The organism is Kitasatospora sp. NPDC088742, assembly GCF_055584905.1.
This window is the reverse complement of the sequence record NZ_JBVJLD010000014.1, coordinates 48,634-73,076: the sequence shown is the minus strand read 5'-3', so window position 1 is coordinate 73,076 and position 24,443 is coordinate 48,634. Positions and strand designations below refer to the sequence as shown.

Annotated in this window: 26 protein-coding genes; 16 read left to right on the top strand and 10 right to left on the bottom strand. The window is 73.2% G+C overall.

All coding sequences use genetic code 11. The features are described from left to right. Positions 1-25 precede the first annotated feature (25 nt). Together ACZ6ZR_RS14110 and ACZ6ZR_RS14105 are read left to right on the top strand one after the other, a co-directional pair. On the top strand, positions 26-754 hold the full coding sequence (locus ACZ6ZR_RS14110) for a hypothetical protein (RefSeq protein ID WP_465642351.1): 729 nt from the start codon (positions 26-28) through the stop codon (positions 752-754). A 237-nt stretch (positions 755-991) separates the two neighbouring features. Continuing rightward, entirely contained in the window at positions 992-2,767 is a 1,776-nt protein-coding gene (locus tag ACZ6ZR_RS14105; protein WP_465642350.1) for an acetyl/propionyl/methylcrotonyl-CoA carboxylase subunit alpha, read from the top strand. An 84-nt stretch (positions 2,768-2,851) separates the two neighbouring features. On the opposite strand, the gene ACZ6ZR_RS14100 is transcribed toward ACZ6ZR_RS14105, so the two are convergent. Continuing rightward, positions 2,852-3,742 carry a DeoR/GlpR family DNA-binding transcription regulator gene (locus ACZ6ZR_RS14100; protein ID WP_396296662.1) on the bottom strand — a complete coding sequence of 297 codons (891 nt, stop codon included), beginning with the start codon at positions 3,740-3,742 and terminating at the stop codon, positions 2,852-2,854. Between the two features lie 223 nt (positions 3,743-3,965). Beyond that, the gene (locus tag ACZ6ZR_RS14095; protein WP_465642349.1) at positions 3,966-5,411 is read right to left on the bottom strand and encodes an NAD(P)H-quinone dehydrogenase; all 1,446 of its coding nucleotides are present in this window, start codon (positions 5,409-5,411) and stop codon (positions 3,966-3,968) included. A 170-nt stretch (positions 5,412-5,581) separates the two neighbouring features. Between ACZ6ZR_RS14095 and ACZ6ZR_RS14090 the strand changes: the two genes are divergently transcribed. From ACZ6ZR_RS14090 to ACZ6ZR_RS14080, 3 genes are all read left to right on the top strand, one after another. Then, positions 5,582-6,019 (top strand): gamma-glutamylcyclotransferase family protein, encoded by a 438-nt coding sequence (locus ACZ6ZR_RS14090; RefSeq protein WP_465642348.1) that lies wholly within the window; start codon positions 5,582-5,584, stop codon positions 6,017-6,019. Positions 6,020-6,168: 149 nt separating this feature from the next. Beyond that, positions 6,169-6,990, top strand: a complete 822-nt coding sequence (locus tag ACZ6ZR_RS14085) for a purine-nucleoside phosphorylase (protein WP_465642347.1) — start codon at positions 6,169-6,171, stop codon at positions 6,988-6,990. Between the two features lie 101 nt (positions 6,991-7,091). Beyond that, the gene (locus ACZ6ZR_RS14080) at positions 7,092-8,771 is read left to right on the top strand and encodes a phospho-sugar mutase (RefSeq protein ID WP_465642346.1); all 1,680 of its coding nucleotides are present in this window, start codon (positions 7,092-7,094) and stop codon (positions 8,769-8,771) included. Between the two features lie 72 nt (positions 8,772-8,843). Here ACZ6ZR_RS14080 and ACZ6ZR_RS14075 read toward each other — a convergent pair whose 3' ends face one another. Both ACZ6ZR_RS14075 and ACZ6ZR_RS14070 read right to left on the bottom strand, forming a co-directional pair. Then, positions 8,844-9,503, bottom strand: a complete 660-nt coding sequence (locus ACZ6ZR_RS14075) for a class I SAM-dependent methyltransferase (RefSeq protein ID WP_465642345.1) — start codon at positions 9,501-9,503, stop codon at positions 8,844-8,846. Beyond that, on the bottom strand, positions 9,503-10,180 hold the full coding sequence (locus tag ACZ6ZR_RS14070; protein WP_465642344.1) for a PH domain-containing protein: 678 nt from the start codon (positions 10,178-10,180) through the stop codon (positions 9,503-9,505). Before ACZ6ZR_RS14070 ends, ACZ6ZR_RS14075 begins: the two co-directional genes overlap by 1 nt. A gap of 90 nt (positions 10,181-10,270) precedes the next feature. On the opposite strand from ACZ6ZR_RS14070, the gene ACZ6ZR_RS14065 reads away from it, so the two are divergent. After that, complete coding sequence (locus tag ACZ6ZR_RS14065; protein ID WP_465642343.1) at positions 10,271-11,035, top strand: MerR family transcriptional regulator; 765 nt, start codon at positions 10,271-10,273, stop codon at positions 11,033-11,035. Positions 11,036-11,055: 20 nt separating this feature from the next. After that, positions 11,056-11,292, top strand: a complete 237-nt coding sequence (locus ACZ6ZR_RS14060; protein ID WP_465642342.1) for a hypothetical protein — start codon at positions 11,056-11,058, stop codon at positions 11,290-11,292. On the opposite strand, the gene ACZ6ZR_RS14055 is transcribed toward ACZ6ZR_RS14060, so the two are convergent. From ACZ6ZR_RS14055 to ACZ6ZR_RS14035, 5 genes are read right to left on the bottom strand one after another with little or no spacing between them, the layout of a single operon-like run. Continuing rightward, complete coding sequence (locus tag ACZ6ZR_RS14055; RefSeq protein ID WP_465642341.1) at positions 11,234-11,770, bottom strand: hypothetical protein; 537 nt, start codon at positions 11,768-11,770, stop codon at positions 11,234-11,236. The genes ACZ6ZR_RS14060 and ACZ6ZR_RS14055 overlap by 59 nt on opposite strands. Positions 11,771-11,790: 20 nt before the next feature. After that, entirely contained in the window at positions 11,791-12,528 is a 738-nt protein-coding gene (locus ACZ6ZR_RS14050) for an ABC transporter permease (protein ID WP_465642340.1), read from the bottom strand. Next, on the bottom strand, positions 12,525-13,238 hold the full coding sequence (locus ACZ6ZR_RS14045) for an ABC transporter ATP-binding protein (protein ID WP_465642339.1): 714 nt from the start codon (positions 13,236-13,238) through the stop codon (positions 12,525-12,527). Before ACZ6ZR_RS14045 ends, ACZ6ZR_RS14050 begins: the two co-directional genes overlap by 4 nt. 51 nt (positions 13,239-13,289) lie before the next feature. Next, positions 13,290-14,015 (bottom strand): leucine-rich repeat domain-containing protein, encoded by a 726-nt coding sequence (locus ACZ6ZR_RS14040; RefSeq protein ID WP_465642338.1) that lies wholly within the window; start codon positions 14,013-14,015, stop codon positions 13,290-13,292. Then, positions 14,012-14,620, bottom strand: coding sequence for a TetR/AcrR family transcriptional regulator (locus tag ACZ6ZR_RS14035; protein ID WP_465642337.1), 609 nt, complete (start codon positions 14,618-14,620; stop codon positions 14,012-14,014). The genes ACZ6ZR_RS14040 and ACZ6ZR_RS14035 overlap by 4 nt, the downstream gene beginning before the upstream one ends. A gap of 242 nt (positions 14,621-14,862) precedes the next feature. Between ACZ6ZR_RS14035 and deoC the strand changes: the two genes are divergently transcribed. The 4 genes from deoC to ACZ6ZR_RS14015 all read left to right on the top strand — a co-directional run bounded on the left by deoC (position 14,863) and on the right by ACZ6ZR_RS14015 (position 19,139). Continuing rightward, a complete protein-coding gene (gene deoC / locus ACZ6ZR_RS14030) occupies positions 14,863-15,849 on the top strand; it encodes a deoxyribose-phosphate aldolase (RefSeq protein WP_465642336.1) in 987 nt (328 codons plus the stop codon). 68 nt (positions 15,850-15,917) lie between these two features. Continuing rightward, positions 15,918-17,348, top strand: coding sequence for an aldehyde dehydrogenase family protein (locus ACZ6ZR_RS14025; protein ID WP_465642414.1), 1,431 nt, complete (start codon positions 15,918-15,920; stop codon positions 17,346-17,348). Then, positions 17,341-18,237 (top strand): aldehyde dehydrogenase family protein, encoded by an 897-nt coding sequence (locus tag ACZ6ZR_RS14020; protein ID WP_465642335.1) that lies wholly within the window; start codon positions 17,341-17,343, stop codon positions 18,235-18,237. Before ACZ6ZR_RS14025 ends, ACZ6ZR_RS14020 begins: the two co-directional genes overlap by 8 nt. 257 nt (positions 18,238-18,494) lie before the next feature. Next, positions 18,495-19,139 carry an ATP-binding protein gene (locus tag ACZ6ZR_RS14015; RefSeq protein ID WP_465642334.1) on the top strand — a complete coding sequence of 215 codons (645 nt, stop codon included), beginning with the start codon at positions 18,495-18,497 and terminating at the stop codon, positions 19,137-19,139. 320 nt (positions 19,140-19,459) lie between these two features. On the opposite strand, the gene ACZ6ZR_RS14010 is transcribed toward ACZ6ZR_RS14015, so the two are convergent. Beyond that, a complete protein-coding gene (locus ACZ6ZR_RS14010; RefSeq protein WP_465642333.1) occupies positions 19,460-20,335 on the bottom strand; it encodes a SigE family RNA polymerase sigma factor in 876 nt (291 codons plus the stop codon). 233 nt (positions 20,336-20,568) lie between these two features. Between ACZ6ZR_RS14010 and ACZ6ZR_RS14005 the strand changes: the two genes are divergently transcribed. From ACZ6ZR_RS14005 to ACZ6ZR_RS13985, 5 genes are all read left to right on the top strand, one after another. After that, positions 20,569-21,252 carry a response regulator transcription factor gene (locus ACZ6ZR_RS14005; RefSeq protein ID WP_345291046.1) on the top strand — a complete coding sequence of 228 codons (684 nt, stop codon included), beginning with the start codon at positions 20,569-20,571 and terminating at the stop codon, positions 21,250-21,252. A 31-nt stretch (positions 21,253-21,283) separates the two neighbouring features. Then, complete coding sequence (locus ACZ6ZR_RS14000; RefSeq protein WP_465642332.1) at positions 21,284-22,765, top strand: ATP-binding protein; 1,482 nt, start codon at positions 21,284-21,286, stop codon at positions 22,763-22,765. Further along, positions 22,762-23,046 carry a hypothetical protein gene (locus ACZ6ZR_RS13995; RefSeq protein WP_465642331.1) on the top strand — a complete coding sequence of 95 codons (285 nt, stop codon included), beginning with the start codon at positions 22,762-22,764 and terminating at the stop codon, positions 23,044-23,046. Before ACZ6ZR_RS14000 ends, ACZ6ZR_RS13995 begins: the two co-directional genes overlap by 4 nt. A gap of 57 nt (positions 23,047-23,103) precedes the next feature. Beyond that, positions 23,104-23,709 (top strand): VanZ family protein, encoded by a 606-nt coding sequence (locus tag ACZ6ZR_RS13990; protein WP_465642330.1) that lies wholly within the window; start codon positions 23,104-23,106, stop codon positions 23,707-23,709. 203 nt (positions 23,710-23,912) lie between these two features. Continuing rightward, on the top strand, positions 23,913-24,092 hold the full coding sequence (locus tag ACZ6ZR_RS13985) for a PspC domain-containing protein (protein WP_345291063.1): 180 nt from the start codon (positions 23,913-23,915) through the stop codon (positions 24,090-24,092). The last annotated feature ends 351 nt before the right edge of the window (positions 24,093-24,443 follow it).

Here is a 24,443-nt window from a genome sequence, read left to right as displayed (position 1 = left end):
CATCGGGCCGGAAAGGGAGCGTGCGGTGCTCGACAGCCTGCTCAACGTGGCGCTCGGCCTGCTGGCCAGTGCCATCAGCGCCGGACTCGGCTGGCTCGCCCAGACCGCGCGCCGCCGACGACGGCTCGGCCGGGTACGGGAGTTCTTCGGCATGCCCGGCGGAACGGAGTGCCTGCTCGTGGTCAACCGGCAGTCCCCGTCGGCCAGTTCGAAGAGCGTCTCACGCAACGACGTATACGCGCTGATGGAGTTGGCCGCCCTGGTCAAGGAGTGCGGCGCCCGGGCCGACATCGTCGCGCACGACCAGGTCCGCCAAGGACTGGGCGGCAAGGCCGAGTTCTGCCTCGGCGGCCCCGAGAGCAACGAGCGGACTGCCGCCCACCTGCGGAACTGGCTGCCCGGGGCTGGTTTCATCACGGAACCGGGGCGGATCTACAGCGACACCATAGTGGCGGGCGACGAGTTGTTCCGCCACCAGCACGACGACGAGATACCGAAGGCGTATGTCCTGCTGGCACGGGTGCACGCTGCCGAGGGCAGCCGCCCGGTCTTCCTGATCGCGGGTCAGACCGCGACCTCCAACCACGCTGCGGTGCGCTATCTGACCGCCAACCACTGGCAGCTGGCCCGCCGGTACGGCCGGAACGGCGCCTTCGCGCTGGTGCTCCGGGTGGTCAACCCGAAGGTGTACGGCCCCGATGTGGTCGAACTCGCCTCGGACGTCACCGCCAAAGCGTTCGCGGCGGCCGGATGAGGCGACCCCGCGGATGGATGTGGCGAAGGCCACGGCACGCCGACGACGCCCCAGCCCGACTCCGGGCCCGCTCCGGGCCGACCGCGTAACGTCGCGACCAGCGGCGCGTCCCGCTCCGTGTCCACGTGATCACGAATCCGCGTCACGCTCCGTGTGGGCAAGCTCACCACCTGGGGCTACTCGCCGGTAAGACCCCGCAAACCCTAAGCTCAACGAGGTTCAAGAAGGGAGCCACACGTGCGCAAGGTGCTCATCGCCAACCGCGGCGAAATCGCCGTCCGAGTCGCCCGGGCCTGCTCGGACGCCGGTATCGCCAGCGTCGCCGTCTACGCCGAGCCGGACCGGGACGCCCTGCACGTCCGCGCGGCCGACGAGGCGTACGCCCTCGGCGGCGACACCCCGGCCACCAGCTACCTGGACATCGCCAAGGTGCTCAAGGCGGCGGCCGACTCGGGCGCGGACGCGGTCCACCCCGGCTACGGCTTCCTGTCGGAGAACGCCGAGTTCGCCCAGGCCGTGCTCGACGCCGGGCTGATCTGGATCGGCCCGCCGCCGCAGGCCATCCGCGACCTGGGCGACAAGGTGACGGCCCGTCACGTCGCGCAGCGCGCCGGCGCCCCGCTGGTGGCCGGCACCGCGGACCCGGTCTCCGGTGCCGACGAGGTGGTCGCCTTCGCGACCGAGCACGGCCTCCCGGTCGCCATCAAGGCGGCCTTCGGTGGTGGTGGCCGCGGTCTCAAGGTGGCCCGCACGCTGGAGGAGATCCCGGAGCTGTACGAGTCGGCGGTCCGCGAGGCGGTCGCCGCCTTCGGCCGCGGCGAGTGCTTCGTCGAGCAGTACCTGGACAACCCGCGGCACGTCGAGACCCAGTGCCTGGCCGACCGCCACGGCAACGTGGTGATCGTCTCCACCCGTGACTGCTCGCTGCAGCGCCGCCACCAGAAGCTGGTCGAGGAGGCGCCCGCGCCGTTCCTGACGGACGAGCAGAACGCGGAGCTGTACCGGGCCTCCAAGGCGATCCTGCGCGAGGCGGGCTACGTCGGCGCCGGCACCTGCGAGTTCCTGGTCTCCCAGGACGGGCTGATCTCCTTCCTGGAGGTCAACACCCGTCTCCAGGTGGAGCACCCGGTCTCCGAGGAGGTCACCGGGATCGACCTGGTCCGCGAGATGTTCCGGATCGCCGACGGCGAGGAGCTGGGCTACGACGACCCCGAGATCCGCGGCCACTCCATCGAGTTCCGGATCAACGGCGAGGACCCGGGCCGCAACTTCCTGCCGGCCCCCGGCACGGTGACGCTGTTCGCCCCGCCGTCCGGCCCCGGCGTCCGGCTGGACGCGGGCGTGGAGTCCGGCTCGGTCATCGGCCCGGCCTGGGACTCCCTGCTGGCCAAGCTGATCGTCACCGGCGCCACCCGCAAGCAGGCGCTCCAGCGCGCCGCCCGGGCGCTGTCGGAGTTCAAGGTGGAGGGCATGGCCACCGCCATCCCGTTCCACCAGGCGGTCGTCACCGACCCGGCGTTCGCACCCGAGGTGCACGGCGGCGAGGGCCCGTTCACGGTCTACACCCGCTGGATCGAGACCGCGTTCGAGAACACCATCCCGGCCTTCACCGGCGGTGGCGTGGACGGCGAGGAGGCCGACCAGCGCGAGACCGTGGTGGTCGAGGTCGGCGGCAAGCGGATCGAGGTCTCGCTGCCCTCCTCGCTCGGCGTGGCCGCCGCCCCGGTGGCGGGCGCCACGGCGACCGGCAAGACCAAGCGCCGGGTCGGCAGCAAGAAGGCCGGTTCGGCGGTCAGCGGTGACACGCTGGCCTCGCCGATGCAGGGCACCATCGTGAAGGTCGCCGTCGAGGAGGGCCAGGTCGTCGCCGAGGGCGAGCTGATCGTGGTCCTGGAGGCGATGAAGATGGAGCAGCCGCTCAACGCCCACAAGGCGGGCACCATCACCGGCCTCAAGGCCGAGGTGGGCGCCAGCGTGAGCAGCGGCGCGGCGCTCTGCGAGATCAAGGACTGATCCGGGAGACCGGTCTCCGGGGCCCCGTCGCACTGCTGCGGCGGGGCCCCGGCCGTGTCTGCCGGAGGGATGGGAGTGGAGGCGTCAGCGGGCCCGGGTGACCGTCAGCTCGGGCATCCGGCCCGGGAGTTGGTGGTTCGGGCGGCGCTGGCCGGGGAGCGGGGCCGGGCGCCGGGGGGCCGAGCCGGAGGGGGCCGGGTGCGGGTGCACCGGGGCCTCCACCGGCGGGCCGACCGGGGCGATGGAGATCTGCACCCCGCAGTCGGCCAGCGCGTCCAGCTCCCGGGCGGTCTGGTCGGTGGCGGCGGCCTGCTCGTCCGTCACCAGCCGGGTGATCGCCTCGGTGGGCACGGTCTGGAACATGGTGTCCGCGCCGAGCTTGGTGTGGTCGGCGAGGACGATGACCTCGGTGGCCGACTGCACCAGTGCCCGGTCCACGCTCGCGGAGAGCATGTTGGTGGTGGAGAGACCGCGCTCGGCGGTCAGCCCGCTGCCGGAGATGAAGGCCTTGGAGACCCTCAATCCCTGCAGCGACTGCTCCGCCCCGCTGCCCACCAGGGCGTAGTTGGAGCCCCGCAAGGTCCCGCCGGTCATCACCACCTCGACCCGGTTGGCGTGTGCCAGCGCCTGGGCGACCAGCAGCGAATTGGTGACCACCGTCAGCCCGGGCACCCGGGCCAGCCGGCGGGCCAGCTCCTGGGTGGTGGTCCCGGCTCCGACCACCACCGCGTCGCCCTCCTCGACCAGGCCGGCGGCCAGGTCGGCGATGGCGCTCTTCTCGGCGGCGGACAGATGGGTCTTCTGCGGGTACCCCGGCTCCCTGCTGAAGCCGCCGGGGAGCACCGCACCGCCGTGCCGGCGGTCGAGGAGCCCCTCGGCCTCCAGCGCGCGGACGTCCCGGCGGACGGTGACCTCGGAGGTCTGGACGACGCGTGCCAACTCCCGGAGCGAGACCGCTCCGTTGGCGCGCACCATTTCGAGAATCAACTGGCGACGTTCTGCAGCAAACACAGAACCGACGGTAACTGAATGACCGTCTGCTTTCAGGCGTTTGCAGCTGGTATCGGGAAATGCTCACGTCGGAGCGGCGTGCGACCGTACAATGCGCGCCAGTGCTGACGGTTCGTCACGCTCCGCCGTCGGAGTGGGACGACAGAGGCGGCCGCCATCGGCGACCGCCTCAACTCCTTTGCGCAGCTCAGGAGTCCGAGCCCTCCCGCTTTCGGATGTGCAGCTGGCGGGCGGCCTCGGCGGTGGAGCCGGAGAGTGACGGGTAGACCGTGAACGCACGGGCCACCTGTTCGACCGTCAAGTTGTTGTCCACGGCGAGCGAAATCGAATGGATGAGTTCGCTGGCGCGCGGCGCGACCACCACACCGCCGACCACGATGCCGGTGCCCGGGCGGGCGAAGAGCTTCACGAAGCCGTCCCGGATGCCCTGCATCTTGGCCCGGGGGTTGCCGCGCAGCGGCAGCTTGACCTCGACGGCGTCCATCTTGCCGCAGGAGACGTCGGCCGCGGTGTAGCCGACGGTGGCGATCTCCGGGTCGGTGAAGACGTTGGAGGCGACCGTCTTGAGGTCCAGCGGCTGCACCGCGTCGCCCAGCGCGTGGTACATGGCGATCCGGCCCTGCATGGCCGCCACCGAGGCGAGCATGAAGACGCCGGTGCAGTCACCGGCCGCGTAGACGCCGGGGGCGCTGGTGCGGGAGACCCGGTCGACCTTGATCTGGCCCCAGTCGTTCAGCTGGACGCCGGCCTCCTCGAGGCCGAGGCCGGCGGTGTTGGGGATCGAGCCGACCGCCATCAGGCAGTGCGTCCCGGAGATCACGGTGCCGTCCGAGAGGGTGACCTCGACCCGGTCGCCGATCCGCTTGGCGCCCTCGGCCCGGGAGCGGCTCATCACGTTCATGCCGCGGCGGCGGAAGACCTCCTCCAGCACCTCGGCGGCGTCCGGGTCCTCGCCCGGAAGCACGCGGTCGCGCGAGGAGACCAGGGTGACCTTGGAGCCGATCGCCTGGTACGCGCCGGCGAACTCGGCGCCGGTCACGCCGGAGCCGACCACGATCAGCTCGCGGGGCAGCTCCTCCAGGTCGTAGACCTGGGTCCAGGTCAGGATCCGCTCGCCGTCCGGCTGGGCGTCGGGCAGCTCGCGCGGGTGCACACCGGTGGCGATCAGCACGGCGTCGGCCCGGAGCGACTCGGTGGTGCCGTCGGGGGCCTCCACGACCACCTCGCGGGAGCCGTCCGCCGCCTGGCCGCCGCTGCCGAGCCGGCCCTTGCCGCGGAGCACGGTGACGCCCGCCCGGGTGACGGACTGGGTGATGTCGTGGGACTGCGCGATGGCCAGGCGCTTCACCCGCCGGTTGACCTTGCCGAGGTCCACGCCGACCACCCGGGCCGGGGTGTCCACGTGCGGGGTGTCGTCGGCGACGATGATGCCCAGCTCCTCGTACGAGCTGTCGAAGGTGGTCATCACCTCCGCCGTGGCGATCAGGGTCTTCGACGGCACGCAGTCCGTCAGCACCGCCGACCCGCCCAGACCGTCGCGGTCGACGACGGTCACCTCCGCGCCGAGTTGGGCGGCCACCAGGGCCGCCTCGTATCCGCCGGGTCCGCCACCGATGATCACGATCCGAGTCACGGGCACCATTGTCCCGTACGCCGAGAACGAGGACACGCCGGGGGCGCCGCACGGTGCCGGACGGCCGTGGGAGCCCGCTTCGACGGCGCGTTCGAGCACTGTCCGACGGGCCGTCAGGAAGATCTCCCGGTGCTCCCTCCCGGCCGGTGCTCTCCCGTAGGCTGACGACCATGCCCCTCTACGCCGCGTACGCCACCAACCTCGACGCCCGGCAGATGACCCGCCGGGCCCCGCACTCCCCGCTGCGCGGGACGGGCTGGCTGACCGGCTGGCGGCTGACCTTCGGCGGCGAGCAGCTGGGCTGGGAGGGCTCGCTGGCGACGGTGGTGGAGGACGAGAAGGAGCAGGTCTTCGTCTCCCTCTACGACGTGGCCCCGATGGACGAGGACGGCCTCGACCGCTGGGAGGGCGTCCAGCTCGGCATCTACCGGAAGATCCGGCTGCGGGCGCACACCCTGGACGGCGAGATCGCGGTCTGGACGTACGTCCTCAACGACTGGGAGGGCGGGCTGCCGGCCGCCCGCTACCTCGGGCTGATCGCCGACGCGGCGGAGAGCGCGGGCGCGCCCGACGACTACGTGCTGGACCTGCGCCGCCGGCCCTGCTGACGGGGTGTCAGAATCGTTCGGAGACTCCTCCGAACAGGGGCTTCCCGGCTGCCCGGCCGTTTGGACCTACCGCCCATCCGGGTAACGATCCGACACGTCCGACCGGATATGTCTACGCGCGTAGGCGATTCCCGTCTATCCTCGGTCACGTGAACGCATCTCCTCAGTCCAAGCTCTCCGCCGACCCGTACGCCGCCGCTCAGGAGGCCGCCGCCAAGCTGCGCGAGCTGACCGGCGCCGAGCGCCACGACGTCGCCCTCGTGATGGGCTCCGGCTGGGTGCCGGCCGCCGACGCGCTCGGCGAGACCGTGGCTGAGTTCCCGGTCACCGAGCTGCCCGGCTTCCCGGCCCCGGCCGTGGCCGGCCACTCCGGCAAGGTCCGCTCGGTCCGGATCGGCGACAAGCTGGCGCTGATCTTCCTGGGCCGCAACCACTACTACGAGGGCCACGGCGTGGCCACCGTGGTGCACGGCGTGCGCACCGCCGTCGCGGCGGGCTGCGAGACCGTGGTGCTGACCAACGGCTGCGGCGGTCTGCGCGAGGGCTGGGTGCCCGGTCAGCCGGTGCTGATCAGCGACCACATCAACCTCACCGCGGACTCCCCGATCGTCGGCGCCAACTTCGTCGACCTCACGGACCTCTACTCCAAGCGCCTGCGCGAGCTCTGCCGCGAGGTGGACTCCTCCCTGGACGAGGCCGTCTACGTGCAGTTCCGCGGCCCGCACTACGAGACCCCGGCCGAGATCGGCATGGTCCGGGCGATCGGCGGCGAGCTGGTCGGCATGTCCACCACGCTGGAGGCGATCGCCGCCCGCGAGGCCGGCGCCGAGGTGCTGGGCATCTCGCTGGTCACCAACCTGGCCGCCGGCATCACCGGCGAGCCGCTCAACCACGAAGAGGTGCTGGAGGCCGGCAAGGCCAGCGCCGAGCGGATGGGCGCGCTGCTGGCGAAGGTCCTTGAGCGGATCTGACGCGGATCTGACGCAGAATCAGTAATCCGGAGCCGTCGTCCCTGGTACCTCCGGGGCGGCGGCTCCGTCATCTCACCCACCCTCAGAGGGAGCTGGCAGCAATGTCCGAGACCACCGATCTGCTCGCGCGTGCCCGGACCTGGCTCGCCGAGGACCCCGACCAGGACACCCGCGAGGAGCTGACCGCGCTGCTGGCCGCCGCCGAGGGCGAACCGGAGGGCGCGGAGCGGCTCGCCTGGTCCCGGCTGGCCGAGCGGTTCAGCGACCGGCTGCAGTTCGGCACCGCCGGGCTCCGCGGCGAGCTGGGCGCGGGCCCGATGCGGATGAACCGGGCCGTGGTGATCCGGGCCGCCGCCGGACTGGCCGCGTACGTCAAGAAGGAGGGGCTCGGCGACCTGGTGGTGATCGGCTACGACGCCCGCCACAAGTCGTACGACTTCGCCCGCGACACCGCCGCCGTGGTGGTCGGTGCCGGGCTGCGCGCCGCCCTGCTCCCCCGTGCGCTGCCCACCCCCGTGCTGGCCTTCGCCGTCCGCCACCTGGGCGCCGCGGCCGGCGTCACCGTGACGGCCAGTCACAACCCGCCGCAGGACAACGGCTACAAGGTCTACCTGGGCGACGGCTCGCAGATCGTGCCGCCCGCCGACGCGGGCATCGCCGCCGAGATCGACGCGATCGGCTCGCTGGCCGAGGTGCCGCTCGCCGAGGGCGGCTGGGAGGTGCTCGGCGACGAGGTCGTGGAGGCCTACCTGGACCGGGCCGTCACCGTGCTCGACCCGGCCGGGCCGCGCGGGCTGGACGTGGTCTACACCCCGATGCACGGCGTCGGCCGCGACGTGCTGGTGGCCGCCTTCAAGCGGGCCGGCTTCCCCGCGCCGACCGTGGTGGCCGAGCAGGCCGAGCCCGACCCGGACTTCCCGACCGTGTCCTTCCCCAACCCCGAGGAGCCGGGGGCGATGGACCTCGCCTTCCGCACCGCCGCCTCGGTCGGCCCCGACATCGTGATCGCCAACGACCCGGACGCCGACCGCTGCGCGGTGGCGGTCGCCGACAACGGCAGCTGGCGGATGCTGCGCGGCGACGAGGTCGGCGCGCTGCTCGGCTCCGCGCTGGTGGCCAAGCGGGTGCAGGGCACCTTCGCCACCACCATCGTCTCCTCCACCCTGCTCGGCCGGATCGCGGCGGCGGCCGGCCTCGGCTACACCGAGACGCTCACCGGCTTCAAGTGGCTCTCCCGGGCCGAGGGCCTGCGCTACGGCTACGAGGAGGCGCTCGGCTACTCCGTCGACCCGGAGGGCGTCCGCGACAAGGACGGCATCACCGCCGCCCTGCTGGTCGCCGAACTGGCCGCCGTGCTCAAGGAGTCCGGCCGCACCCTGACCGACCTGCTGGACGACCTGGCGCTGGAGCACGGCCTGCACGCCACCGACCAGCTCTCGGTCCGGGTCGAGGACCTGACGGTGATCTCCTCGGCGATGCAGCGGCTGCGCGAGCAGCCCCCGACGGTGCTGGCCGGTCTCAAGGTCACCCGCGCCGACGACCTGACGGCCGGTACGGCGGAGCTGCCGCCCACCGACGGCCTGCGCTACTACCTGGCGGGCGACGCCGTCACGGCGGCCCGGATCGTGGTCCGCCCCTCGGGCACCGAGCCCAAGCTCAAGTGCTACCTGGAGGTCGTCCTCCCGGTCGCCACCGCCGCCGACCTCGGCGACACCCGGCTCCGGGCCGCCGCCCTGCTCGACGCGGTCAAGCGCGACCTGGCCGCGGCCGCCGGGATCTGACGGACCGTAGGACCGCACGACGCGGAAGGGGCCCGGTGGAGCAGTCGCTCCGCCGGGCCCCTTCCGCACGTCTCAGGACCGGACGGCCAGGAGGTAGCTGCGGTCGGTCTCGGCCTCGTGGGGGTGCGGGGCGCGGTCGAGGCGGGCGCGGAGGGTGAAGCCGGCCGCGGTGAGGTCGGCCGTCACGGTGTCCGGGTCGAGGAAGTGGAAGGTGACGTCCACCTGGTGGCCCCACCAGTCGGTGAGGTGGCGGGACTCGGTGCCCCGGTGGAAGGCGAGCAGCAGCGGGGCGCCCGGGCGGAGGGTGCGGTGGACCTCGGCGAGGACGGCACGGTGCTCGGCCGGCGGCAGGTGGATCAGCGAGTAGAGGGCGACCGCACCGCCGAACTCTCCGTCGGCGGCCGGGAGGCGGCGCAGGTCGCCCTCGCGGAACTCGGCGGCCGGGTGGTCCCGGCGGGCCAGCGCGACCATCGCCGGGGAGAGGTCGATGCCGACCGCCCGGGGGCCGTGGTCGGCCAGCCAGCCGGTGACGTGGCCGGGCCCGCAGCCCAGGTCGGCGACCGGGGCCTGCGGGTCCGTCAGCTGCTCCAGCAGGGCGGTCAGCAGGGCCCGGTCCAGCGGCTTGCCGGCCAGCTCGTCGCCGATCCGCGCGGCGTACTCCCCCGCGACGGTGTCGTAGCTGCGGCGGACCGGGTCCTGGTCCGCGTCCTCCGCTCCCCCCGGGGCGGACATCAGGTGACCGCGATCAGGGTGATCAGGGTGATCAGTCCGGCCACCGCCGGGGCGATGATCCACCAGCACCAACGGACCGTCACCTCGCCCGCCGCCTCCGGCTTGCCGGCGTTGCGCTCGGCGATCTCCTGGAGGGTGGTCACCACCTGGTCCGACCAGGCCCTGGTCGGGTCGGACTCGCCGGCCCGGCCGCTGCGCAGCGGGTTGGTCAGCGAGGCGGTCCGGGAGGCGTGCGGGTCGCCCCCGGCGGCGGCCCGGGCGGCCACCCGGCCGGCCTTCTTGCGGGCCCGGAGCGAGACCGGGACGGCCCAGACCTGGTACTTCCCCCCGCCCGCGAACAGCTCGACCGAGTACCCGGCGCGCAGGCCCTCGACGGCCGCCCACGGGACGTGCACGGTGCGGAAGGGGTTGCGCACCAGCAGCCGCCGGTCGTTGGCCAGCACGGCGGGCCGCAGGGTGTACGCGACCACCGGCAGGCCGAAGACCGGGGCGCAGGCCAGCGCGATCCACGGGGTGCGGCCGGTGCCGTTGAGCACCGCGTCGATGATCAGCCACCCGGCCACGGCCAGCAGCATGATCCCCGAGATGACACCGGGGACGGAGCGGTAGACGCGGTCCGCGTACTGGGGCTCGGAGGCGGCTCTGCCCGGGTCGGGCTTGCCGTCGGATTCGGTCATGGGGCCGATTCTGCCCCATCCGCCCCGGCCGGTGACCGCGCCACCGGCGGGCTTGCACCTCACGCGGCGTCAGGGTGGATCGTGGGGGCCATGAGCAACGACCGGACCTGGAAGGTCGGCGCGCTCGCCGAGGCGAGCGGGCTGACCGTCCGTACCCTGCACCACTGGGACACGATCGGGCTGCTGGGCCCGTCCCGGCGGACCGCCGCCGGGCACCGCGAGTACACCGAGCAGGACGTGGTCCGGCTGTACCAGGTGCTCGCGCTACGCCGCCTCGGGCTCGGGCTGGAGTCCGTCGCCACCTGCCTGGACGTCGGGGTCGACCCGGTCCGGCTGGTGGGCGAGCAGCTGGCCGGGGTGACCGCCGCGCTCGCCTCACTGGAGCGCCTGAAGGACCAACTGGAGCACATCCACCGGGAGTTGGCCGCCGAACGGGCGCCGGAGGTGCCGGCGTTGATCGACGCGCTGCGGACCATGGGCGGCGCCGGGGCCGAGGGCGGGGCGGCGCTGCGACGCCACCTCGACGAGGACCAGCTGCGGGCGCTGGCGGAGCGGGGCGCGGCGCTGGGCCCCGCCGCGCACTACCTGCTGGAGGTGGAGTGGCCAGAGCTCTACCGGCGGGCCGAGGCGCTGCGGGCCGCCGGGGCCGACCCGGGGGAACCGCGGGTGCGGAAGCTGGTGGCCCGGATGGACGAGCTCGGCTCGCTGTTCAGCGGTGGCGACACCGAGCTCTCCGGCGCGGTGAAGTCCGCCTGGCGGGCGGAGCCGGCCGCGCTCTCCGGCGACCCCGCCGCCCCGGCCGACGCCTGGCAGGACCTCACCGGCTACCTCGACCACGCCCGTTCCGCCTCGTGACCACCTCCGGAGGAGTCCCCGTGCCCCGTCGTCCGCGCTTCGCGCTCTCCCTCTCCGCCGTGCTCCCCGTCCTGGTCACGGCCCTGGTCGGCCTCGGGGCCCTGACCGTGGCCGGGGTGGTGCCGTGGACGGTGCTGCCGGCCGTCCTGCTGGCGATCGCCGTCCAAGCCGCCGTCGTGCTGTTCCGGCGCGGCCGCGTCACCGGTCCGGGTCGTGGACGGCGCGGGACCACTCCTGTTCGAACTCCGCGGCGGTGATCACGAAGGGGAGCCACTCGGGCGAGTAGCGGTCCAGCCACGGGGTGTTGAACGGCCAGTCCTCCGGGGTGCTGCGGAAGGCCCGGCCGTCCTCCTCCAGCTCCACCTGGCGCAGCCGCCGGCCGTCGGCGCCGACCTCCAGGAGGTAGGTGGTGGTCTCGCCGTCCTCGTCCCAGCGCCGCCGGACGTACAGCGGGTCCGGGCCGGCCAGGGCGCCGAAGCCAGGTAGCCCGCGGTGGGCGTCCCGATCGGCGCGGAGACCGTCGAGGCCGGGCGGGTCGGCAGGGCCGTCGACGTCGGCCTCGTCCAGGCCCCAGTCCTCGGCCTCGGCCCGGGTGGCGGCGTCGTGGACCACCTCGACGTCGGCGAAGGTCTCCAGCACCTCGCGCTCGGAGCGGGCGTGCACCCACCACCAGCTGCCGCCCATGCCGTAGTCGTGCAGGACGAGGAAGCGGGTCTTCGGCGAGGTGGAGGCCACCGGCCCACCGTAACGGGGCGTCAGTCGGTGCGGCGGCGGAGGGTGGCGGCGCCGAGGGCGAGGGCGAGGAGGGTGCAGGCGGCGATGACGGCGAGGTCGGTGAGGAGGGCCGCGCTGGTGCCGGGGGTGGTGGTGAGGCGGTTCATGGCGTCCACGGCGTAGGAGAGCGGGAGCACCTCGGAGGCCCAGCGGAGCGGGGCGGCCATCGCGTCGCGGGGTACGAAGAGCCCGCAGAGCAGGAGTTGAGGGAGGATCACCGCCGGGAGGAACTGCACGGCCTGGAACTCGGTGCGGGCGAAGGCCGAGACCAGCAGGCCCAGCGCCATGCCGAGCAGGCCGTCGCCGAGGGCGACCGCGAAGAGCAGCCAGGTGGGGCCCTGCACGTCGAGGCCGAGCAGGCCGAGGGTGAGGGTGGCGGCTAGGCCCGCCTGGACCAGGGCGACCAGGCCGAAGGCGAGGGCGTAGCCGAGGAGCAGGTCGAGCTTGCCGAGCGGCATGGTGAGCAGGCGCTCCAGGGTGCCGGTGGTCCGCTCGCGCAGCATCGCCACCGAGGTGACCAGGAACATCACCAGCAGCGGGAAGACGCCGAGCAGGGCGGCACCGACCCGGTCGAACTGCTGCGGCTGGTCGTCGAACATGTAGCGCAGCAGGGTGAGCAGCAGGCAGGGGACCACCAGCAGCATCGCCAGGGTCCGGGGGTCGTGCCGGAGTTGGGCCAGCACGCGCCGGGCGGTGGCGACGGTACGCGTGACGTTCATGAGGTGCTCCCCACCAGGGTCAGGAAGGCGGCGTCGACGTCGGCGGCGCCGGTGCGGCGGAGCAGTCCGCCGGGGGTGTCGGCGGCGAGCAGGCGGCCCTCGCGCATCAGCAGCAGGCGGTCGCAGCGGACCGCCTCGTCCATCACGTGGCTGGAGACCAGCAAGGTGGCGCCGCCGTCGGCGAGTTGGCGGAACAGCTGCCAGAGCTCCTGGCGGAGCACCGGGTCCAGACCGACGGTGGGCTCGTCCAGGACGAGCAGTTCGGGGCTGCCGAGTAGGGCGGCGGCGAGCGAGACCCGGGCCCGCTGGCCGCCGGAGAGCCGGGAGGTGCGGTCGTCGCTGTGCTCGGTGAGGCCGACCTCGGCGATCACCCGGGCCGGGTCGGTGGGCGGGGCGCCGAGCACGGCGGCGAAGTAGCGGAGGTTCTCGGTGACGGTGAGGTCGTCGTAGACGGCCGGGGCCTGGGTGACGTAGCCGATCCGGTGGCGCAGCCCGGCGCTGCCGGCCTCCTCGCCGAGCACCTCGACCCGGCCGCCGGCGGTCTTCTGCACCCCGACGATCGAGCGCAGCAGGGTGGTCTTGCCGCAGCCGCTGGGGCCGAGCAGGCCGGTGATGCTCCCGGCCGGGATGTCGAGGTCGATCCCGTGCAGCACGGGGCGGCCGCCTCGGACGACGGTCAGTCCGGCGACCCGGACCGCTGAATTCATCATGTGATGAGTTTTGCGCCGCAGGGGGCAGCCGTCAAGGAGGTGCGGCGTGATTCAGTACAGGACGGCGCAGCCACGGCCGGCGAGCGCCGCCAGCAGGGCCGGGGACGGGCGGGCCGCGTTCCAGCGCAGGTCCAGCTTCTCCAGCGCGGGCAGTTCGGCCAGCCAGCCGGGGAGGGTGGCCACGCGGTTGGAGCGCAGGTCGAGGTGGCGCAGGCGGGGCAGGGCGGCGAGGCACTCCGGCACGGCGGCCAGTTGGTTGTCGCGCAGGTCGAGATGCCGGAGATCGGCCAACTCGGCGGTGGAGGCGGGGAGTTCGGTGAGGGCGTTGCCGCGCAGGTGGAGTTCACGGAGGGAGCGGAGCCGGCCGAGGGTGGCGGGGAGGGCGGTCAGGCGGTTGTGCTCGGCGCGGAGTTCGAGCAGGGAGGCGAGGCCGGTGAGCGCGTCGGGGAGGTGGGTGAGGCGGTTCTCGCCGACGTTGAGGTAGCGCAGGGCGGTGAGGCGGCCGAGGGTGGCAGGGAGGGCGGTGAGGTGGTTGTCGTGCAGGTAGAGGAAGTCCGAGAGGGCGGTCAACTCGCCGAGCTCGGGCGGGACTTCGGCGAGGTGGTTGTGGCCGAGGTCGAGGGTGCGGAGCCGCTGGAGGGCGGCGACGGCGGGAGACAGCTCGGTGAGCTCGTTGTCGGCGAGGATCAGCACGCGCAGCTCGGTGCGGAGCCAGACCTCCTCGGGGACGCGGCCCAGCCGGTGCTTCCAGAGGTCGAGCGCCGGCTCGTCCGTCACGGTGTCACCAGGTAGTTCTGGAAGGTGCGGGCCAGCAGGGGGCGCAGCTCCTCACGGGTGGCGGAGGCAAGCGGCTCGACCTTGACCACGTAGCGGGCCATCGCCAGGCCGACGATCTGGGAGAACATCAACTCGGCGCGCAGCTCCGGCTGTTCGACCTCCAGCCGGGAGGCGATCCGGCCGATCAGCTCGGCTGCGACGAAGCCCCGCATCAGGACCGCCACCTGCTCGGTGGTGGCGGCGGCCCGGATCAGCGCCAGCAGGCGGTCCAGGACGCCCGGCTGCTCCCAGAGGTTCAGCATGAAATCGGCCACCCGGCCGCCGACGCCGGCCGGATCACCGGCCAGCGCCTGCTCCACCACGGCACGCGGGTCGACGGGCAACTCCAGGGCGGCGAGGAAGAGTTGGTCCTTGGTGCCGAAGTAGTGGTGCAGCAACGCCGCATCCACCCCGGCGGCCCGCGCGATGGCCCGCATGCTCGCCTTCTCGTACCCGCGCGCCGCGAACTCGGCCCGGGCCGCCTCCAGCACCGTCCGCCGGGTATCGGCCCCACCGGGCCGCCGCCCGGTCCGCTTCGGCCGCTCCGCTTCGTCTCCCGAGGTCACCGGGCCACCCTACGTGGCGCGCCTGCGGCACGGGGACGGCGGAGCGAGCGGGTCAACGGCGGAGGCGAACGGGAGCCGCCCCCAGTGGCACACCCCACCCGCTCTCCCGCGGGGCGGGAGGGAAGCGCGGGGCGGAAGTGCAGGTCGAGCACGATGCCGGACGGCGGGAGATTTCGGTCGTGCATCGAACGTGGCTGGGTCTGGCGCGTTGCTACGCGCGTAGATATGCTGGGCTGGTGACCATGTCCACTGTTGCAGCCAATGCCCCCGGCGCTGCGGGCGGCGGCCTTCAGGACGTTGCGGCGTCCGAGGCCTCGCTCCGCCGTTTCCTGCACGGCCTGCCCGGCGTCGACGCCGTCGGCCTGGAAGCCCGCGCCGCCACCCTCGGCACCCGTTCGATCAAGACCACGGCGAAGGCGTACGCCATCGACCTGGCGATCTCGATGATCGACCTGACCACGCTGGAAGGCGCGGACACGGTCGGCAAGGTGCGCGCCCTGTGCACCAAGGGCCGGAACCCCGACCCGACCGACCCGACCGCCCCCCGGGTCGCCGCCATCTGCGTCTACCCGGACATGGTCGCCACCGCGAAGGCGGCCCTGGCCGGCACCGGCATCCAGGTGGCCTCGGTGGCCACCGCCTTCCCGGCCGGCCGCGCCGCGCTGCCGGTCAAGCTGGCCGACACCGCCGACGCGGTGGCCGCCGGGGCCGACGAGATCGACATGGTGATCGACCGGGGGGCCTTCCTCTCCGGCCGGTACCTGGACGTCTTCAACGAGATCGTCGCGGTCAAGGAGGCGTGCAAGCGCCCCGACGGCACCGCCGCCCACCTCAAGGTGATCTTCGAGACCGGCGAGCTGCAGACCTACGACAACGTCCGCCGGGCCTCCTGGCTGGCCATGCTGGCCGGTGCGGACTTCATCAAGACCTCCACCGGCAAGGTGACGGTCAACGCGACTCCCCCGGTCACCCTGCTGATGCTGGAGGCCGTCCGCGACTTCAAGCAGCAGACCGGCATCCAGGTCGGCGTGAAGCCGGCCGGTGGCATCAAGACCACCAAGGACGCCATGAAGTACCTGGTCATGGTGAACGAGACGCTGGGCGACGACTGGCTGACCCCGCACTGGTTCCGCTTCGGCGCCTCCAGCCTGCTCAACGACCTGCTGATGCAGCGTCAGAAGCTGACCACCGGCCGGTACTCCGGTCCCGACTACGTGACGGTGGACTGATCCTCGTGGCCAAGAACAAGAACACCCCGCAGTCCCAGCCGCAGCAGGCCGAGGCCCCCAAGGGCGGCCTGTTCACGTACGCCCCCGCGCCGGAGTCCCCGGCCGCCGCCGGTGACATCGCCACCTCCTACGGTCACTTCATCGACGGCGCCTTCGTCGACTCCTCCGGCAGCGAGGCGCTGAAGACCGTCAACCCGGCCACCGAGCAGGTGCTGGCCGAGTTCGCCCAGGGCACCGACGAGGACGTGGACCGCGCCGTCGCCGCCGCCCGCCGGGCCTTCGCCGACTGGTCGGCGCTGCCGGGCAGCGAGCGGGCCAAGTACCTGTTCCGGATCGCCCGGATCATCCAGGAGCGCTCGCGCGAGCTGGCGGTGCTGGAGTCGATCGACAACGGCAAGCCGATCCGGGAGACCCGGGACGTCGACCTGCCGCTGGTCGCCGCGCACTTCTTCTACTACGCGGGCTGGGCCGACAAGCTGGACTTCGCCGGCTACGGCGCGAGCCCGAAGCCGCTCGGCGTGGCCGGCCAGGTCATCCCGTGGAACTTCCCGCTGCTGATGCTGGCCTGGAAGATCGCCCCCGCGCTGGCCACCGGCAACACGGTCGTGCTCAAGCCGGCCCAGACCACCCCGCTGACCGCGCTGCGGTTCGCCGAGATCTGCCGCCAGGCCGGTCTGCCCAAGGGCGTCGTCAACATCGTCACCGGCGACGGCCGCACCGGCGCCGCGCTGACCTCCCACCTGGACGTCAACAAGGTGGCCTTCACCGGCTCCACTCCCGTCGGCAGGGCGATCGCCAAGCAGGTAGCGGGCACCCGCAAGAAGCTCTCGCTGGAGCTCGGCGGCAAGGCCGCGAACATCGTCTTCGACGACGCGCCGATCGACCAGGCGGTCGAGGGCATCGTCAACGGCATCTTCTTCAACCAGGGCCACGTCTGCTGCGCGGGCTCGCGCCTGCTGGTCCAGGAGTCGATCCAGGACGAGCTGCTGGACGCGCTCAAGCGCCGGATGTCCACCCTGCGGGTCGGCGACCCGCTGGACAAGAACACCGACATCGGCGCCATCAACTCGGCCGCGCAGCTGGCGCGGATCACCGAGCTGTCCGAGATCGGCGAGTCCGAGGGCGCCGAGCGCTGGGCCCCGGAGTGCGAACTCCCGGGCGCCGGTTACTGGTTCCGCCCGACGCTGTTCACCGGCGTCTCGCAGGCGCACCGGATCGCCCGCGAGGAGATCTTCGGCCCGGTGCTCTCGGTGCTGACCTTCCGCACCCCCGCCGAGGCGGTCGAGAAGGCCAACAACACCCCGTACGGGCTGTCGGCCGGCATCTGGACCGAGAAGGGCTCGCGCATCCTCTGGATGGCGAACCAGCTCAAGGCCGGTGTGGTCTGGGCCAACACCTTCAACAAGTTCGACCCGACCTCGCCGTTCGGCGGCTACAAGGAGTCGGGCTACGGCCGCGAGGGCGGTCGCCACGGCCTGGAGGCGTACCTCGATGTCTGAGACCACCCTGAGCGTCTTCAAGACCTACAAGCTGTACGTCGGCGGGAAGTTCCCGCGCTCCGAGAGCGGGCGGGTGTACGAGGTGACCGACTCGAAGGGCCAGTGGCTGGCCAACGCCCCGCTCGGCACCCGCAAGGACACCCGTGACGCGGTGCAGGCCGCCCGCGGCGCCGTCAAGGGCTGGGCCGGCACCACCGCGTACAACCGCGGCCAGGTGCTGTACCGGATCGCCGAGATGCTCCAGGGCCGGCGCGAGCAGTTCACCGCCGAGGTGGCCGCCGCCGAGGGCATCGGCGCCAAGAAGGCCGCCGCGCTGGTGGACGCCGCGATCGACCGCTGGGTCTGGTACGCGGGCTGGACCGACAAGATCGCCCAGATCGCGGGGAACACCAACCCGGTGGCCGGGCCGTTCTTCAACATCTCCACCCCGGAGCCCTCGGGCGTGGTGGGCGTGGTCGCCCCGCAGTCCGGGACGGGCTTCTCCTTCCTCGGCCTGGTCTCGGTGATCGCCCCGGCGATCGCGGCCGGCAACACGGTCGTGGTCGCGGCCGCCGCCGAGGCCCCGCTGCCCGCGCTCTCGCTGGGCGAGGTGCTCGCCACCTCGGACCTGCCGGGCGGCGTGGTCAACCTCATCTCGGGGAAGACGGCGGACATCGCGCCGACGCTGGCCTCGCACCAGGACGTCAACGGGCTGGACCTGGCCGGGGCGATCGCTTCGGACGGGCCCGGCGCGGCGACCGAGCTGGAGGTGCTGGCCGCGGATACCCTGAAGCGAGTCGTCCGCCCGGCGGTCGGCGAGACCGACTTGGCCTGGACCAATGCGCCCGGGACCGAGCGGCTACTCTCCTTCCTGGAGACCAAGACGGTCTGGCACCCGATGGGTATCTGACCTTCCGTCAGGACAACTCCACACAGACTGGCCGTCCCCAGTGCCCTCACCCCCCCAGGGCCCGGACGTGCCATGACGGGCCCGCGCATCTCCCCCCCTTGCGCGGGCCCGTCGCCCTTTTCCGGTGGCTCCGCGTACGGCCGGGCGCACAGCCGGTACCCGCCCGGCGCCGGATGTGGCGCGTGTCTCGGCCACGTCGAAGAACTGACGTCCCATCGGTTTCGGGATCGCCCGGGAGTGCGTCAGACTGGTGTCTCGTGAGTGACACCCCCATGAACCCCGCCCCGACGGCGCGTGCGCTGGTCGTCCTGTTGTCCGGGCCCTCCGGATCGGGCAAGTCCTCGCTGGCCGAGCGGACCGGACTGCCGGTGCTCCAGCTCGACGACTTCTACAAGGACGGCGACGACCCGACGCTGCCCCGGCTCCCGGCCGAGGCCGGCGGCGGGACCGACTGGGACTCGCCGCTCTCCTGGCACCTGGACCAGGCGCTGGCCGCGATCCGGCAGGTCGTCGAGGACGGCCGGGCCGAGGTGCCGGTGTACTCGATCCCGGCCAACGGACGGGACGGCAGCCAGACCTTCGAGCTGAACGGGGCCCCGGCCTTCATCGCCGAGGGGATATTCGCCGCCGAACTGGTCGGCCGCTGCGCGGCCGAGGGCCTGCTCGGCGAGGCGATCTGCCTGCGCAACCGCCCCACCACCACCGCCTGGCGGCGCTTCCGCCGGGACGTCCGCGAGGGCCGCAAGTCGGTGCCACTGCTGATCCGCCGCGGCTGGCGGCTGATGCGCGCCGAGCGCGGCATCGTGGCCCGCCAGGTCGAGCTCGGCGCCCTGGCCTGCGCCGGCCCGGAGGCCGAGCAGCGGATCCGCGCGGTGGCGCTCCGCCAGCCCCAGCCCGCCTGAGCCGACCCGCCCGGCCCCGACCCGACCGGCGGTGACGGCGCACGGCCCCGCCCGGCTGGCGGCCACGTCGTGAGCGGTCGCCGCGTGAGCGGGAACCTCGGGCACGGGCACCTCGACGAGCCCGCAGGACCACCGTCCCGGCCGCTTCCCCGCCGAAGCCCGCGCGGAGCGCGCACGGCACGCAGAAGGGCCCGGTGCCGCTCCCCGGCACCGGGCCCTTCCGTTACGGTCACGTTCCTTCCAGGTGCCGCTCCCCCGAGTCGGTGCCTGGTTCCCTGACGTGACCTTTCCCGTCCCCCGACGGGAGTCTCTGTGCGGCGTTACGCCACCAGCTCGCCGAAGGCGTGCGCGGTGTCGCCGTTGCGGTTGAGCTGCTCGTCGTCGCGCAGGCGGCGCAGCGCGCGCCAGATGCTGCTCTTGACGGTGCCGACGCTGATGCCGAGGATGCCGGCGATCTCCGGGTCGGTGCGGCCCTCGTAGTAGCGGAGCACCAGCATGGTGCGCTGGTTCTCCGGCAGCTTGGCCAGCGCCTGCCAGAGCACGGCGCGCAGCTCGGTGCCGCCCATCGCGTCGGTGTCGCCGGCGGTCTCCGGCAGCTCCTCGGTCGGGTACTCGGCGACCTTGCGGCGGCGCCAGGCGGAGATGTGCAGGTTGGTCATGGTGCGGCGCAGGTACCCGCCGACCGCGGCCTTGTCGGTGATCCGGTCCCAGGCGCGGTAGGTGGAGAACAGCGCGCTCTGCAGCAGGTCCTCGGCCTCGTACCGGTCGCCGGTCAGGTGGTACGCGGTGGCGAACAGCGAGGCCCGGCGGGCCTGCACGTAGGCGGTGAACTCGGCGATGTTGTCGCCCGGTTCGGCCTTGGCCTGCTCGAACGGCGCGGCCGGCTGGGCGGGCACCACCGGCTGCGGCGTGAGCCGCAGCAGCGTGGCGCCGGCGCTCTCGCGCCCCTGCCCGTCGGCGACGGGGAGCACCCCGCGCAGCGTCATGGTCTGGCCGGAGTCGGCCGCACTCCCCGAGCGGCCGATCCCGTACAGCTCCCCCCTCGTCCCGCCGAGGCGGCGGGACCCGGTGCTGTGTGCGCACCCCCGTACGATCACGGCACCGGAGTTCTCGTCCGTCCTCACCTCGAAGTGCGTGCGGGACGAACGCGCGTGGTTGACGGCCGCGTTGCTGCGGGTCCTGAGCGTGGCGTTCATCGTGCACCCCCATGGGTCGGTACGGTTCCTGCCGCCCGGAACTGCGGCGACAAGGAAAATCCTGCCGTCCCGTTGTGATGGAGGTGTCCGCCGACTGTCACAGGGCTGTCACAGCCGCCAGGACCTTCGGCCCGTCGGATGGGGACGCCCGAAGCGGGGCTTCCGGTTGCAGAGGAGTTGCGGGGCCTCCCCTGGTGGGTGAAGCCCGGCGCCCCGTGGTCCAGAATGAGCCCGTGCCTTTCCTCCTTCTGATCGAGGACGACGACGCCATCCGGACCGGCCTCGAACTCGCCCTCACCCGCCAGGGTCATCGCGTGGCCGCCGCCGCCTCGGGCGAGGACGGCCTCAAGCTCTTCAAGGAACAGCGTCCGGACCTGATCGTCCTCGACGTCATGCTGCCCGGGATCGACGGCTTCGAGGTCTGCCGCCGGATCCGGCGCACCGACCAACTGCCAATCATCCTGCTGACCGCGCGCTCCGACGACATCGACGTGGTGGTCGGCCTGGAGTCGGGCGCGGACGACTACGTGGTCAAGCCGGTGCAGCCCCGGGTGCTGGACGCCCGGATCAGGGCGGTGCTGCGCCGCGGCGAGCGGGAGAGCTCGGACTCCTCCACCTACGGCAGCGTGGTCATCGACCGCTCCGCGATGACCGTCACCAAGGACGGCGCGGACCTCCAACTCACCCCCACCGAGCTGCGGCTGCTGCTGGAGCTGAGCCGCCGCCCGGGCCAGGCGCTGTCCCGCCAGCAGCTGCTGCGGCTGGTCTGGGAGCACGACTACCTAGGCGACTCCCGGCTGGTGGACGCCTGCGTGCAGCGACTGCGGGCCAAGGTGGAGGACGTCCCGTCCGCCCCGACCCTGATCCGCACCGTCCGCGGGGTGGGCTACCGGCTCGACCCGCCGTCCCAGCCCTGAGCCGTTCCCTGCCGACCGGAGACCAGCCGACGTGACCGACCCCCAGACCGCGCCCCGCCGCCCGGGGCGCAGCCTCCACCTGCGCTCGCTCCGGGTGCGGCTGGTCGCGGTGTTCGCCGTGGTGGCGCTGACCACCGCCTGCTCGGCCTCCGGCATCGCCTACTGGCTGAACCGCGACGGGGTGCTCAAGCGCGCCCAGAACACCGCGCTCAACGACTTCCGGTCCTCGGTCTCACGGAACGTCGGCTCCGTCCCCGGCAGCCCGGCCTGTTCCGAACTCACCTACCTGGCGCAGCAGGTGGCCGCCTCGGGGCTCAACTACGACGTGGTGGTGGTCGATCCGGAGGTGACCAACTGCGTCGCCTCCTCCAGCCCGACCAGGTTCACCGAGGCCCAGGTCCCGGCCGCGCTGCGGTCGATCGTCGGCACCCCCCGCCAGACCAGCGCCGCCCAGCCGTACGAGTACCACCTGTACTGGCAGCGGGTGAACCAGGACGGCCCGTACCTGGTGGCCGGCACCCGGGTGGTGAACACCGACCTGACCGCCTACATGTTCAAGTCGCTGGCCAACGAGCGGACCGACCTCAACACCCTGGGCTGGTCGCTGGCGATCGCCACCCTGCTGGCGCTGATCGGCTCGGCCCTGATCGCCCAGGCCGCGGCCGCCACCGTGCTGCGGCCGGTGCGCCACCTCGGCGAGGCCGCCCGGCGGCTCGGCGAGGGGCACCTGGACACCCGGCTGGAGGTCGAGGGGGCGGACGAACTCTCGGACCTGGCACGGACGTTCAACAGCACCGCGGAGGCGCTCTCCGAGCAGGTCGCCGAGCTCAGCGCCCGGGAGGCGCAGAGCCGCCGGTTCGTCGCCGACATGTCGCACGAGCTGCGCACCCCGCTGACCGCGATGACCGCCGTGACGGACATCCTGGAGGACGAGGCCGAGTCGCTGGACCCGATGATCGCGCCCGCCGTCCGGCTGGTGGTCAGCGAGACCAGGCGGCTCTCCGACCTGGTGGAGAACCTGATGGAGGTGACCCGCTTCGACGCGGGCACCGCCAAGCTGGTCGCCGACGAGGTGGACGTCGCGGACCTGATCATGTCCTGCATCGACGGCCGGGCCTGGTACGACGCGGTGGAGGTGGACGCGCCGCGCGGCATCCTGGCGGTGGTGGACCCCCGGCGCCTCGACGTGGTCTTCGCCAACCTGATCGGCAACGCCCTCAAGCACGGCGGCTCACCGGTCCGGGTGAAGGTCCGTCAGGACGGCGAGCACGTGGTCATCGACGTCTCCGACAGCGGCCCGGGCATCCCGGAGGACGTGCTGCCGCACGTCTTCGACCGCTTCTACAAGGCCGACAAGGGCCGGGCCCGGTCCGAGGGCAGCGGCCTGGGCCTCTCCATCGCGATGGCCAACGCGCAGATCCACGGCGGCACCATCACCGCCGCCAACTCCCCCGACAGCGGGGCCGTCTTCACCCTCACCCTCCCGATCCACCCCGAGGAGGCCACCCAGTGACCCCCCGTCAGCTCCTGGCAGGTGCCCTCCTCGCCCTCGCCCTGACCGGCTGCGGCATCCGCCCCACCGCCGTCCCGGTGGACGCGGGCGCCCCGGCCAGCCGCACCGCCTGCCCGAGCCCGGTGCGCGTCCCGGAGGCCCCCACCCCCAAGCCCTCCGCGCCCGCCACCGGCTCCGCCGCGGCCAAGGCCCCGGCGGTCTCTCCCGCCCCGCTGTTCAGCGCCGGTCCGACGCCCACCCCGACCCCCACCCCCACGGCGGACCCCGCCCGCTGCCCGTAACGGGCGTCACCGCCCGGCCGTGGAACCGATCGGGCGGAAGGCCACGTCGTGGGGGGTGTGACCGATCAGGCGGAGACGGGACGTGGCGGGCCGGAGGTGTCGGCCCGGCTGCGGCTGGTGGGCGTGCTGCTGCTGGCGGCGTACCTGGGACTGGTCGGATGGATGGTGCTGCGGCCGGTGGACGTCGGCTGGACCAGCCCGGCCAACCTGACGCCGTTCGGTTCGGTCCGGTACGCCTTCGAGCTGGGCCGGCCCGAGGGCGCCCGGCAACTGGCCGGCGGACTGCTGCCGCTGGCCCCGCTCGGGGTGCTGCTGCCGCTGGCCGGCGGGCGGGTCCGGGCCCGCTGGCTGCCCTCGCTGCTGCGGACGGCCGGCTCCACGGCGATGATCGCCACCGCGCTGGAGATCCTCAAGGGCTGGGCGCCCGGCCACGTGCTGAACGTGGACGACCTGATGCTCGGCACCCTCGGCGCGGGCCTGGTCCACCTGGCCGTCGTCCCGGCGGTCCGGGCCCGGGCCGCCGCACTCGGCCGCCGCGACCGTACCGCCGTCCCGGCTCCGGCTGCGCTGCGCGCACCGCGCCCGCTCCGGACCTTGGAGACCGGCGGGCGTGGCGGCAACGCCGGCCGTGGCGGTCTGACCGGGGCTCAGACCCTGCGGTAGGGCGCCCCGTCGGCCGCCCCGTCGGCCGGGGCTCGGGGTAACCCCGAGGGGAACCCTGACCCGGGGAGTACACCTGCCCGGTGAGAAGGCGGGGTCGGGTATCGGCATCCAGACGGACGGCCCGGCGGGATCGGGACGGCACGATGGAGTCATGCCCGCCGGAGAGACCGGGACCGGGCACCAGTCAGACGGAGCTGATCAGAATGGCCCTCGCCCGCCCCCGCCACAACCGCGTCATCGCCGGCGTCTGCGCCGGGCTCGCCAAGCGTTTCGGGCTGGCCCCCTGGACGGTGCGGATCATCGCCATCGCCTCCTGCCTGCTCCCCGGCCCGCAGTTCCTGATCTACCTGGCGCTCTGGCTGCTGCTCCCCCAGGAGCCGTGAGCACCCCTGCGCGCCGGGCGGAACGCCGAGCGCCACTGACCAGCCGCTGACCAGCCACTGACCTTCGACCGAACGCCGGGAGCCCCCGGCCGGCTCCTTCCCGAGCCGGCCGGGGGCTCCCGTGCGTGACGGGGCGTCAGGGGACGCCCGGAAACGGGGAACGGCCCGCGCCGGACGGGGAGCGGGCCGTTCCCGGAGCGCCGGGGCCGCCGTCCGCGCACGTGGTGCGGACGGCGGCCCCGGCGTCAGGCGGGATGCGCCGGGGCTCAGCCGCCGACGCCCGGGAGACCACCGCCGACGGGCAGGCCGCCGCCGAGGGCGCCGGTCACGGTGGAGACGCCGGGGGCCTGG